Below are 12,384 nucleotides of genomic sequence, written 5' to 3' on the forward strand. Positions count from 1 at the left end.
ATGACCAGAAGTGAATCGAGAGAGGCGGCCTTTGTGCTGACCTTTGAACAGTTTTTCCTGTCCGACGAGAGCGCCGAGGACATCATTGCCGGCGCGAGCGAGTGCGGCACACTGCGGATGAGCCAGTACGCCCTGAACGTCTTTCGCCAGGTGTGCGAGCGCGCCCCCGCGCTGGACGAGCAGATCGCCCGCCACCTGAAGGGCTGGACGCTCGAGCGCATCTCCCCGGTCTGCCGCTCCATCCTGCGGGTGGCCCTGGCCGAGATCGCCGCCGACTTCTGCCCGGTGGGGGTCGCCATCAACGAGGCCGTGGAGCTGGCCAAAAAGTACGGCACCGACGACGACTACGCCTTTGTCAACGGGCTTTTGGGCGCGGTGGCAAAGGAGCTGGGGACGCCCGAAGAGGCCCTGCAGGCCGAGGCGCTGCCCGAAGCGACCGAGGACGAGGAGCTGCCGGTGCAGCCGCAGGAACAATGAAGTACTTTCTCGGCCTCGACACCAGCAACTACACCTCCTCCCTCGCCGTCTGCTCGGCCGAGGGAGAGGTGGTGCAGAATATCCGACTGCCCCTCCCGGTCAAAGAGGGACAGATGGGGCTTCGCCAGAGCGACGCCTGTTTTCTGCACGTCAAAAATTTCAGTGAACTCACCACCTCTATCCTCGGCGGAATCCCCGTCGGGGATGTTCTGGCTGTTGGCGTGTCCGACCGCCCCCGGGATATAGAGGGCTCCTACATGCCCTGCTTCCTGGTGGGGCTCTCCAGCGCCACCCTCATCGCCAACTTGCTGGGGCTGCCCCTCTACCGCTTTTCCCACCAGCAGGGGCACATTGCCGCCGCCCTCTACGGGGGCGGGGCCCTCTCTTACCTGCAGGGGCCCTTTCTGGCCTTTCACGTCTCCGGCGGCACCACCGAAGCGGTGCTGGTGGAGCCCGACGGGGAGCGCATCTGCAAGACCACCTACCTGGCCGGCTCCCTCGACCTGAAGGCCGGACAAGCAGTCGACCGGGTGGGGGGGCTGCTGGGGCTGCCCTTTCCCGCCGGCCCGGCGCTGGACAAGCTGGCCTGCCAGAGCGAAAAGCGCTACCGGGCCCACCCCACCTTCAAGGGCTGCGATTGCTGCCTCTCCGGGGTCGAAAACCAGTGCCGAAAGATGCTGTCGCAGGGCGAGGCCCCGGCCGACGTGGCCCGCTACTGCCTCGACTACCTGCTGGCCGCCCTGGATGGGATGACCGCCCGGCTGCTGGAGAAGCTGGGGCCGCTGCCCGTCCTCTACTCGGGCGGGGTGATGTCCAACTCCATCCTCTCGGCGGCCCTGTCCCGAAAATACGGCGGGGTCTGCGCCCCGGCCAACTTCTCCAGCGACAACGCCGCCGGCATTGCCCTCTTGTGCAGAGAGAGGTGGGGGAGATGACCGGCGCCGCCCTCACCGTCACCCAGCTCAACGCCTATGTCAAGTCCATCGTCGAGTCCGACGGCAAGCTCAAAGACCTGCTGATCCGAGGGGAGATCTCCAGCTTCCACCGCCACTTTCGCACCGGCCACCTCTTCTTCAGCCTCAAGGACGCCGGCGCCTCCATCAAGGTGGTGATGTTTCAGTCCTATGCCAACCGGCTGGCCTTCTCCCCGGAGGACGGGATGTCGGTGATCGTCCGCGGCACCGTCTCGGTCTTTGAGCGCGACGGGGTCTACCAGCTCTACGCCAAGGACATCCTTCCCGAAGGGGTCGGCGCCCGGCAGCTGGCTCTGGAACAGCTCAAGCGCAAGCTGGCCGCCGAGGGGCTCTTCGACGCCGAGCGCAAAAAGCCCCTGCCGCCCTTTCCCCAGCACATCGCCCTCATCACCTCCAAGTCGGGGGCGGCGGTCAAGGACGTGCTGGGGGTCCTGGCGCGGCGGTACAACCTCTGCACCGTTTCCCTCATCCCGGTGTCGGTGCAGGGGGAGACAGCCTGCCCCTCCATTGTGCGGGCGCTGCGCTACATCTCCATCGCCGGGCGGTACGACGCCTGTATCCTCACCCGAGGGGGCGGCAGCCAGGAGGACCTCTGGGTCTTCAACCGGGAGGAGATCGCCCGCGCCATCGCCGACTGCCCGGTGCCGGTCATCTCGGCGGTGGGGCATGAAATCGACTTCACCGTCGCCGACCTGGCAGCCGATTTGCGGGCGCCCACCCCTTCGGCTGCGGCCGAACTGGTGGCCCCCGACAGCGGGGAGATCGCCCGCCAGCTAAACGGCGCCTCCCTGCGGATGGAGACGGCCCTTCACCGCCTCTACACCCGAAAGAAGGAGGCCCTCTACCAGTTGCAGCTGCGCCATCGCGCCTGTTCGCCCGCCCAGTTGCTGGGGGAGCGGGGCGAGGGGCTAGCAGCCCTCCGCCACCGGCTGCAGGCGGCCTGCGCCAAGCGGCTGGACAAGCTGGAAGCCGATTGGCGCAGCGCCGCCGACCTCTGCGAGAGCCTAAACCCCGCCAAGGTGCTCTCCCGGGGGTACGCCATTGCACAGAAGGGCGGCGCCGCCGTCCACTCCATTATGCAGATACAACCGGGCGACCGGCTCTCCCTTCGCTTTTGCGACGGCGAGGCCGATTGCACTGTCGAACAGATAGGGGAGGAGCCCAGCCATGCCGACCAAAAAGAAAGCGAGCTTTGAAGAGAACTACCGCGCCCTGGAACAGGCCATCGCCTCGTTGGAGGGGGCCGATCTCCCCCTCGAGGAGGCCCTGTCCACCTACGCCAAGGCGGCGGCCCTGCTGTCCGACTGTTACGGCCAGCTCAAGGCCGCCCGCCAGACGGTGGAGGAGATCAAACTGGAGGGAATGGACGATGAACTGTAGAGAACAGCTCGAGCGCGACCTGGCCGCCATCGAGGCCTTTTTGCAGACCGCCGTCCCCGACGGAGACCCCCTCTACCGGGAGGTGGCCGAGGCCATGCGCTATAGCCTGCTGGCCGGCGGCAAGCGCATCCGCGCCCTCTTTGTCCTCGAGTGCTGCGCCGCCCTGGGCGGCCGGCGGGAGGAGGCGCTCCCCCTGGCCGCCGCCATTGAGATGGTGCACGCCTACTCCCTCATCCACGACGACCTGCCCTGCATGGACGACGACGACCTGCGCCGGGGCAAGCCCTCCTGCCACAAGGTCTACGGCGAGGCCACCGCCCTGCTGGCGGGGGACGCCCTGCTGACCTTTGCCTTTGAGACCGCGGCTGGCGCCCCCCTCCCCGAGGGGCTGCGACTGCGGGCGGTGGCAGCCCTGGCCCGCGCCGCCGGCTACCGGGGGATGATCGGCGGGCAGGTCATCGACCTGGCCTATGAGAACAGACCCATGGAGCCGGAGGTGCTGGCCACCCTGCACCGTCTCAAGACCGGCGCCCTCCTCTCGGTGAGCGCCCAGCTGGGGGCCATTGCCGCCGGCGCGGGGGAGGACAGCCAGCGCGCTCTGGGCGATTTTGCCGAGGACGTCGGGTTGGCTTTTCAAATTGCAGATGATATACTGGATGCCGTGGGGGACGAGGCCAAATTGGGCAAGCCCATCGGCAGCGACGCCCAGCAGGGAAAGACCACCTTTGTCACCCTTTACGGGGTAGAGGCCTCCCGCGAGCAGGTGCGCGCCTGCACCGACCGGGCCCTCTGCAAGCTGCAAAGGGCGGTCCCCGGCGGGCAGGGCGAGTGCCTGGCCCACCTCTGCCAGTCGCTGGTGGACAGAGAAAGCTAAAGGGCGGTTGATATGGATATCTTACGACAGATGTTCGGCAACTACTGTTTAAATGTTGCCCTGATCTCCTGGTTGAGCGCGCAGCTCCTCAAGACGATTTTTACCTTCATCGCCACCAAAAAGCTCAACTTGGAGCGGATGGTGGGGGCGGGGGGGATGCCCAGCGCCCACTCGGCCCTGGTCTGTTCCCTCACTGTGGCCATCGCCCGCACGGTGGGCGTCTCCTCCCCGGAGTTCGCCCTGGCCTTCCTGGTGGCCTGCGTGGTCATGTACGACGCCATGGGGGTACGCAGGAGCGCAGGAGAACAGGCCAAAGTCCTCAACAAGATCATCTTCACCTGGGAGAAGAGCCAGGACGCCCCCGACGAAGACGAGGACGATATGTTCAAAAAGGACTTGAAGGAGTCCCTCGGCCACACCCCGCTGGAAGTGCTCGGCGGCGCCCTGCTGGGCATTTTGGTGGCCATGCTGGTATCTTTGACGTAGAAGGTGAACGGATTGTCCATTTTACAGCGCATCAACGGACCCGGTGATTTGAAGATGCTCTCCACCGCCGAACTCAACACCCTGGCGGAGGAGATCCGGGAGCGGCTCATCGAGGTGGTCTCCCAAAACGGGGGCCACCTGGCCTCCAACCTGGGGGTGGTGGAACTCACCATCGCCCTGCACCGCATCTTCACCACCCCCAAAGACGCCATTGTCTGGGACGTGGGGCACCAGTCCTACACCCACAAAATGCTCACCGGGCGCAGGGACCGGATCGACACCATCCGCACCGAGGGGGGGCTTTCCGGCTTTCCCAAGCCGTATGAGAGCGAGCACGACGCCTTTGTGGCCGGGCACGCCAGCACCTCCATCTCCGCCGCCATGGGGCTGGCCGAGGCCAAGCGCCAGCGGGGGGACGACGGCTATGTCATCGCTGTCATCGGCGACGGCGCCTTTACCGGCGGCATGGCCTACGAGGGGCTCAACAACGCCGGCAAGGCCCGGGGCAACCTGATCATCATCCTCAACGACAACGACATGTCCATCTCCAAAAGCGTGGGGTCGGTGGCCAACTACCTCTCGGAGATCCGCACCAAACCGGCCTATTTCCGCTTTAAGGACTCGGTCTCCCACCTCCTCGAGCGCACCCCGGTGGTGGGCCGGCAGATCAAGGACGCCCTGGTCTCCTCCAAGTCAAAGCTCAAGACCGCCATCTACCACAACACCTTCTTTGAGGACCTGGGGTTTGACTACCTGGGGCCCATCGACGGGCACGACATCGACATGCTCTGCGGCGCCCTGATGCGGGCCAAGCGCATCAGCCGGCCCGTTCTCATCCACATTGCCACCCAAAAGGGGAAGGGGTACCAGAAGGCGGAGGAAAACCCCGGCGCCTACCACGGGGTCTCCAGCTTCGACATCGAAAAGGGGAACCCCGACATCTCCAACGAGGACTCCTTCTCCACCGCCTTCGGCCGCGCCCTGGTGGGACAGGCCATCAAAGACCCCTCCATCTGCGGCATCACTGCGGCCATGAAATACGGCACCGGATTGCAGTTTTTCAAACACAAGTACCCCAACCGCTTTTACGACGTGGGCATCGCCGAGGAGCACGCCGTGACCTTTGCCTCCGGGCTGGCCACCGGCGGGCTGCGGCCGGTGTTTGCCGTCTACTCCACCTTTTTGCAGCGCTGCTACGACCAGATCATCCACGATGTGGCCCTGCAACACGCCCACCTGGTGCTGGCCATCGACAGGGCCGGTCTGGTGGGGCAGGACGGGGAGACCCACCAGGGCATCTACGACGTGTCGATGCTCCAATCCGTCCCCACCATGGCCCTCTACTCCCCCGCCACCTACCGGGAACTGCGCCACTGTCTGAACGCCTGCCTCTACGGGGAAGAGGGGCCCTGCGCCCTCCGCTATCCCCGCGGAAAGGAGGATGAGCGCCTCGCCTTTTTGGACGACCTGCCCTGCGAGGACTACCATCTCTTCCCGGGCAAAAAGAAGGGCGGCAAGGTGGTGCTCACCTACGGCCGCCTCTTTGCCGAGGTCTATCCCGCCGCTCAGAAGGCGGGGGCCGCCGTCCTCAAACTGACCAAGCTCTTCCCCCTGGGGGAAGATGTCTGCGAGCTGCTCTGCTCCTACAAAGCCGTCTACTTTGTGGAGGAGGGGATCCGCAGCGGCGGCGTCAGCGAGCGGCTGGCCTCCCGGCTGGCCGAGAGCGGCTACTGGGGGCGCATCCACATCCGCGCCATTGAAGACGGCATCATCCCCCAGGCCTCGGTGGAGTCGACCCTCGCCCACCTGGGAATGGACGAGGCCGGCATAGCCCGCTTTTTAGAGCAGGAGTGATTGCATGAAGACAAGACTGGACGTCTATCTGACCGAACAGGGACTGGCGGAGACCCGCCAAAAGGCCCAGGCCTACATCATGGCCGGCGATGTCTACATCAACGGCCAAAAGGCCGACAAGGCCGGCGACACCGTCAAAGAGGGGGACGCCGTCGAGCTGCGGGGCGCCAAGCTGCCCTATGTCAGCCGGGGCGGCCTCAAGCTGGAAAAGGCCATGTCCGCCTTTCCCATCTCCCTGAAGGACAAGATCTGCATGGACGTGGGGGCCTCCACCGGGGGCTTTACCGACTGCATGCTGCAAAACGGCGCGCAGAAGGTCTATGCTGTGGACGTGGGATACGGGCAGCTGGCCTGGAAACTGCGCTCGGACGAACGGGTGGTCAACCTGGAGCGGCAGAATATCCGCTACCTCACCGAAGAGCAGGTCCCCGACGCGCTGGACTTTGTCAGCGTTGACGTCTCCTTCATCTCCCTCTCTCACGTGCTGCCGGTCATCTGGCGCTTTCTCGCCCCCGGCGGCCAGGCCGTCTGCCTCATCAAACCCCAGTTTGAAGCCGGGCGGGAAAAGGTGGGCAAAAAGGGGGTCGTCCGCGACCCGGACACCCACCGCGAGGTCATCGAAAAGGTCATCTCCTTGGCTGGGGAGAACCAATTCGCTGTAAAGGGACTTGACTTTTCGCCTGTCAAAGGCCCTGAAGGGAATATTGAATACCTGATTTTCCTGGAAAAGGGAGCGGGGGAGGGGCTGCCGACCATTGGCAGCGAACAGGTCGCCGAGACGGTGACCGCCTCCCACCGGGCGCTTTCCGTCTGATTTAGAGAGAAGGAGGAAGGGCATTTGCACTCTTTTTTCGTCATCCCCAACCTGGACAAGCCGCGCACCCTCAAATACACCCCGGAGGCCTGCCAGATCCTCGTCGACTGCGGGGCCGAGGTCTGGATGCCCGCCTACCTGCGGGAGAAGGTCCATCTCCCCGGCGTTCGCTTTGTCGAATCGGCCGTCGGCTATGACTGGTGCGACTGCATCCTCTGCGTGGGGGGGGACGGCACCCTGGTCCACCAGGCCAAACACGCCATTCATCACGACAAGCCCATCATCGGCATCAACACCGGGCGGCTGGGCTTTCTCGCCTGTATCGACTGCCACCGGCTCGACCTCCTCAAGCAGCTGGTGGCCGACGACTACGCGATCCAGGAGCGGATGGCGCTGGACGCCGTGATTACACAGGGGGGGAGCGAGCGCTGCTACACCGCCATCAACGACGTGGTGGTCACCGGCGGCACCGTCTCCCGCCTGCTGGACCTGGACATCTGGTGCGGCGAGGAGCAGGTCATCAACTACCGGGCCGACGGGGTCATCGTCTCCACCCCCACCGGGTCCACGGCCTACGCCCTCTCGGCGGGGGGGCCGGTCATCGACCCGGCCATCGACACCTTGGAGATGACCCCCATCTGCCCCCACTCGCTCTTCTCCCGCCCCATCCTCTTCTCTCCGGAGAGCACCCTCGCCATCCGCCAGGGCGCTCGCAACCAAAACGACGTCTACGTCACCATTGACGGCGAGCACTCAGTCAAAATCGGCGGGGGGGACCAGATCCTTATCCGCCGGGCGGACAAAAAGGTCAAGTTCGTCCTGCTGGACCGCAGTGGGTTCTTTAAAGTCATCAAGGCCAAATTCATTGAAAGAGGGGATTGAAACGTGAAAGCAAAGCGCCAGGCCAAAATCATCGACCTCATCTCCCGATACGACATCACCACCCAAGAAGAACTCCTCAAAAAGCTACAGGAAGAGGGGTTCGCCGTCACCCAGGCCACCATCTCTCGGGACATCAAAGAGCTGCGCCTGGTGAAGAGCCTTTCGCGCGAGGGCGTCTACCGCTACACCACCCCCCAGCGCCCGGGCAGTGCGGGCGGCGTCAACTTCAACTACTCGATCATCATTGCCGAGGCCCTGCGCCAGGTCGACTACGCCCAGAACATCGTCTGCGCCTTCTGCTACAAGGGGCTGGCCTCTGCAGCCTGCGCCGCCTTTGACGAGATGCAGTGGAACGGCTTTGTGGGCTCCCTGGCGGGGGACGACACCTTTTTTATCTTGATGAAGAGCGAGGAGTACGCCCGGGAGCTCTGCGAGGAGCTGCGGACCTACATCCCCCAGAACAGGTAGGAAGAGCGCCATGTTGCGAACACTCTACATTGAAAATGTCGCCGTCATCCAGCGGGCAACCCTGCCGCTGGAGGCGGGGCTCAACGTCCTCACCGGCGAGACCGGCGCGGGAAAATCCATCCTCATTGGCGCGGTCAACGCCATCTTGGGCAACCGCACCTCCAAGGACATGGTGCGCCAGGGGGCCGACAGGGCCCTGATCAGCGCCCTGTTTGAGGAGCTCTCCCCGGCGGTGGCCGCCCGGGCGGAGGAGATGGGGTACGACTGTCCCGACGGCAGCCTGCTGATCGTGCGGGAAATCGGGCGCGACGGCAGAAACACCTGCAAGATCGGCGGCCGTCCGGCCAACGTGTCCATCCTCAAGGAGTTGGGGCAGCTGCTCATCAACGTCCACGGCCAGCACGACAGTCAGCAGCTGCTGGACGAGAAGAGCCACATCCGGGTGCTGGACACCTACGGCCAGTTGGAACCCCTGCTCGAGCGCTACCAGGCTCAGTATGTCAAGGTGCGGGACCTCAAGCGCACCATCGCCGACTTGGAGGCCCGCCGCAGCGAGCGGGAGCGACAGATCGACCTGCTCTCCTACCAGATCGGCGAGATCACCGAGGCCGACCCGGCCCCCGGCGAAGACCTGGTGCTGGAAGAGCAGATCAACAAGGCCAAATACGCCGAACTCATCGCCCAGAACCTGCAGGCCGCACAGGACTGTTTGAACGGCGGGGAGGAGGGGAGCGGCGCCATCGGCCTGCTGCAGACGGCAGCCCAGTCCCTGCAAAACATCCGCGAATACCTGCCCGCCACCGGCGCGGTGGGGGACAAGCTGACCGCCCTCCTCTACGAGCTGCAGGAGCACGCCGCCGACCTCTCGGCCCTTTCGGGCGGGCCGGATGCGGACGCCTATGTGGACATCGACTTTTTGGAAAACCGCCTGGCCACCCTGCAGCAACTGGAGAAAAAATACGGCGCCACCCTCGACGAGGTGCTCGCCTACCGGGACGACTGCCAGCGCCAGCTCGAGGCCCTTGCCGGCAGCGACGAGGAGATCTTCTCCCTCAAAGAGCAGATGCGCGACGAGCTGCGCACTGCCACCGACCTGGCCCAGCAGCTCTCGGCCAAGCGCAAAAAGGCGGGGGAGCGGTTCTCCGCCGCCATCTGCCGGGAGCTGGCCTTCCTCAACATGAGCGGGGTCACCTTTGTCACCGAGGTGGTCTCCGAGCCCAAGCTCCACCGGGACGGGATGGACGCCGTCCGCTTCCTCATCTCGGCCAATGTGGGGGAGGCGCCCAAATCCATCTCCAAAATCGCCTCCGGGGGCGAGCTCTCCCGCATCATGTTGGCCATCAAAAACATCCTCGCTGAGAAGGACCAAATCGACACCCTGATTTTTGATGAGATCGACACCGGGGTCAGCGGCAGCGCCGCCCAAAAAATCGGCCAAAAACTCAAAGAGACCGCCGCCTCCCACCAAATCATCTGTGTCACCCACTCGGCCAGCCTGGCCGCCTATGGGGGCAACCACCTGCTGATCTCCAAGCACTCCGACGGGGTGTCCACCTTTACCGACATCCGCCCGCTGGGGGAGGAGGACCGGGTGCGGGAGTTGGCCCGCATCATCTCCGGCGACGCGGTCAGCGGGGTGTCGCTGCAAAATGCGCGGGAAATGCTCGCCCGCGCCCAGGGCGGTGTTGACAACCGCCCGGCAAACGGGTAAGATACAGGTAATGCAAAAATTGCTTACAGGCAGAGAAGGGGACCAGTACCGCCGGCCCAAAGTCCCAAGAGAGCTTTCGTTTGCTGAGAGAAAGCGGCTTTTCCGGCGGGAATACACCCCTGAGCCGCCCTTTTGAACCCGGCCGATTTTTGGCCGGCAGTAGGGAGGGCCGTCCGGCGCCCGTTACTGCGCCCCAACGAGGCCGTCGCCCCTCCAACATGGGTCGGGAGACGGCAAACTGAGGTGGTACCGCGCGTGAAAACTCGCCCTCTGTGCACAAAATATGCACAGAGGGCTTTTTTTATCAAATGAAAAAGGAGAATGTATCGTGGGAATCTTTAATGAACTGCAGGCCCGGGGGCTCATCGCCCAGTCGACCAACATGGAGAGGGTGGAGGAACTGCTCAACGGCGACAAGCCGGTCACCTTCTACATCGGCTTTGACGCCACCGCCGACAGCCTTCACGTGGGGCACTTTCTGCAGCTGACGGTGATGCGGCGGCTGCAACAGGCCGGTCACCGCCCCATCGCCCTGCTGGGCGGCGGCACCACCCTGGTGGGCGACCCCACCGGCAAGACCGACATGCGCAAGATGCTCACCAAGGAGGAGATCGCCCACAACGTGGAGCGGTTCCAGCAGCAGATGTCCAAGTTCGTCGACTTCACCGACGGGCGCGCCCTGGTGCTCAACAACGCCGACTGGCTCTGTAAGCTAAATTATCTGGACTTTCTGCGGGATGTTGGTGTATACTTTACAGTGAACAAGATGCTCACCGCCGAGTGCTTTAAATCCCGCATGGAGAAGGGCCTCTCCTTTATCGAGTTCAATTACATGATCATGCAGAGCTACGACTTCCTGCACATGTACGACGCCGTCGGCTGCACCATGGAGCTGGGGGGCGACGACCAGTGGGCCAACATCCTCGGCGGGGTGGACTTGATCCGCCGCGTCAAGAGGGAAGAGGCCTACGGCATGACCTTCACCCTGTTGACCACCAAAGAGGGCAAGAAGATGGGCAAGACCGAGAGCGGCGCCGTCTGGCTCGACCCCGAGAAGACCAGCCCCTACGAGTTCTTCCAGTACTGGCGCAACATCGACGACGCCGACGTCATCAACTGCATGAAGATGCTCACCTTTATGCCCCTGGAGGAGATTGCCCAGTACGAGGCGCTGCAGGACCGGGAGATCAACCGCGCCAAGGAGAAACTGGCCTTTGAGCTGACCAAGCTGGTTCACAGCGAGGAGGAGGCACAGAAAGCCCTCGAGGCGTCCAAGGCCCTTTTCGCCGCCGGTTCCGCCTCTGAGCACATGCCCACCACCCCCCTCGACCAGTCCCTGGTGCAGGACGGCTCCGTCGGTCTGCTGGATCTGATGGTGATGGCCGGTCTGACCCCCTCCAAAGGGGAGGCCCGGCGGCTGGTGCAGCAGGGCGGCGTCAGCGTCGGCGAGGAGAAGATCGCCGACGCCCAGCACCGCGTCTCCCTGGACGCGTTCAAAGACGGCTTTATCATCATTAAAAAGGGGAAAAAGACCTTCCACAAAATCACCCTGTGACAAAAAAGAGAGGTGTGCGCAGATGACGACAGAAGTGTTTGGCGTACCGGTCGAGTACAAGATCGTGGGGGAGGGGACTCCCGTTCTCTGTATCCACGGCTGGACCGAGAGCATGGTGCAGATGGAGCACAGCATCGAACCGGTGTTTGCCCCCTTCATCAGCTACAAGCGGATCTACTTTGACCTGCCCGGCATGGGCAAGACCCCCCGCTGCGACCAGGTCAAAAACAGCGACGACATGCTGCAGTTTGTCAAAACTTTTATCGAGCAGGTCATTCCCGACGGGCGGTTTTTGGCCATCAGCCGCTCCTACGGCGGTTACATCCTCCGGGGCCTGCTGGCGGCCATGCCCGAGCGCATCATGGGCGGCATCTTCATCTGCCCGCTGGTCGAGCCCGTCCGCCAAAAGCGCATCCTCCCCAACTTCAAGGTGGTCTACCGCAACGAGGAACTCATCAAGCAGCTGCCCGCCTCGCACCGGGTGCTCTTTACCAACCTCTTTGTCATTCAGGACCAGTACACCTACGACCGCTTCTTGGATGAACTTGCCTCAGCAGCTGCCATCGACGAACCCTACCTGCGCAGCATCAGCCACTCCCCGGGGTACGCCTTCAGCGAACTGCCCGAGGAAAACGGCCTCTGCGACGTGCCCACCCTCTTTTTCCTGGGCAAACAGGACAACGTGGTGGGCTACACCCAGTGTGTCGATTTGGTGAGGGACCACTACACCCGCCACTCACTGCTGCTGTGGGAGAATGCCGGTCACAACCTGGAGATCGAGCACCACAACCTCTTCTGTGAGACGGTCAAGAGCTGGTTGCGGGGAATCGAAAACGAAGAGAGCCTTTAAAGCCCGCACAGCAAAATAGAGAAGAGCCCCCGGTGTTTGTTCAGAAACACCGGGGGCTC

The 12,384-nt window shown here is 63.7% G+C and carries 13 protein-coding genes and 1 other annotated feature; all 13 genes read left to right on the forward strand.

All coding sequences use genetic code 11. From position 1 onward, the window contains the following. Positions 1-477, forward strand: a complete 477-nt coding sequence (gene nusB / locus KQI11_RS04590; RefSeq protein ID WP_216401244.1) for a transcription antitermination factor NusB — start codon at positions 1-3, stop codon at positions 475-477. Then, on the forward strand, positions 474-1,412 hold the full coding sequence (locus KQI11_RS04595; RefSeq protein WP_216401245.1) for a tRNA (adenosine(37)-N6)-threonylcarbamoyltransferase complex transferase subunit TsaD: 939 nt from the start codon (positions 474-476) through the stop codon (positions 1,410-1,412). Before nusB ends, KQI11_RS04595 begins: the two co-directional genes overlap by 4 nt. After that, entirely contained in the window at positions 1,409-2,647 is a 1,239-nt protein-coding gene (gene xseA / locus KQI11_RS04600) for an exodeoxyribonuclease VII large subunit (protein WP_216401246.1), read from the forward strand. The genes KQI11_RS04595 and xseA overlap by 4 nt, the downstream gene beginning before the upstream one ends. Beyond that, positions 2,619-2,831, forward strand: a complete 213-nt coding sequence (gene xseB, locus KQI11_RS04605; protein WP_021659123.1) for an exodeoxyribonuclease VII small subunit — start codon at positions 2,619-2,621, stop codon at positions 2,829-2,831. Before xseA ends, xseB begins: the two co-directional genes overlap by 29 nt. Beyond that, positions 2,821-3,705, forward strand: coding sequence for a polyprenyl synthetase family protein (locus KQI11_RS04610; protein WP_216401247.1), 885 nt, complete (start codon positions 2,821-2,823; stop codon positions 3,703-3,705). Before xseB ends, KQI11_RS04610 begins: the two co-directional genes overlap by 11 nt. 12 nt (positions 3,706-3,717) lie before the next feature. Further along, the gene (locus KQI11_RS04615; RefSeq protein WP_216401248.1) at positions 3,718-4,191 is read left to right on the forward strand and encodes a divergent PAP2 family protein; all 474 of its coding nucleotides are present in this window, start codon (positions 3,718-3,720) and stop codon (positions 4,189-4,191) included. A 3-nt stretch (positions 4,192-4,194) separates the two neighbouring features. Next, positions 4,195-6,045: a 1-deoxy-D-xylulose-5-phosphate synthase gene (dxs, locus tag KQI11_RS04620; protein WP_216401249.1), complete on the forward strand. Its 1,851-nt coding sequence runs from the start codon at positions 4,195-4,197 to the stop codon at positions 6,043-6,045. Positions 6,046-6,049: 4 nt separating this feature from the next. Beyond that, complete coding sequence (locus KQI11_RS04625; RefSeq protein ID WP_216401250.1) at positions 6,050-6,859, forward strand: TlyA family RNA methyltransferase; 810 nt, start codon at positions 6,050-6,052, stop codon at positions 6,857-6,859. Between the two features lie 24 nt (positions 6,860-6,883). Then, positions 6,884-7,741 (forward strand): NAD(+)/NADH kinase, encoded by an 858-nt coding sequence (locus KQI11_RS04630; RefSeq protein ID WP_216401251.1) that lies wholly within the window; start codon positions 6,884-6,886, stop codon positions 7,739-7,741. Between the two features lie 3 nt (positions 7,742-7,744). Further along, positions 7,745-8,209, forward strand: a complete 465-nt coding sequence (locus KQI11_RS13440; protein WP_021659129.1) for an arginine repressor — start codon at positions 7,745-7,747, stop codon at positions 8,207-8,209. A gap of 10 nt (positions 8,210-8,219) precedes the next feature. Then, positions 8,220-9,920, forward strand: a complete 1,701-nt coding sequence (gene recN / locus KQI11_RS04640; RefSeq protein WP_216401252.1) for a DNA repair protein RecN — start codon at positions 8,220-8,222, stop codon at positions 9,918-9,920. Positions 9,921-9,943: 23 nt separating this feature from the next. Beyond that, positions 9,944-10,194 (forward strand) — a binding site (T-box leader). Between the two features lie 54 nt (positions 10,195-10,248). Next, positions 10,249-11,475: a tyrosine--tRNA ligase gene (gene tyrS / locus KQI11_RS04645; protein ID WP_502757126.1), complete on the forward strand. Its 1,227-nt coding sequence runs from the start codon at positions 10,249-10,251 to the stop codon at positions 11,473-11,475. Between the two features lie 22 nt (positions 11,476-11,497). After that, complete coding sequence (locus tag KQI11_RS04650) at positions 11,498-12,325, forward strand: alpha/beta fold hydrolase (RefSeq protein ID WP_216401253.1); 828 nt, start codon at positions 11,498-11,500, stop codon at positions 12,323-12,325. Positions 12,326-12,384: the final 59 nt, after the last annotated feature.

Origin of the sequence: Acetanaerobacterium sp. MSJ-12 (assembly GCF_018917875.1) — a bacterium.
In the GTDB taxonomy this organism is placed as follows: Bacteria; Bacillota; Clostridia; order Oscillospirales; family Ruminococcaceae; genus Bittarella; species Bittarella massiliensis.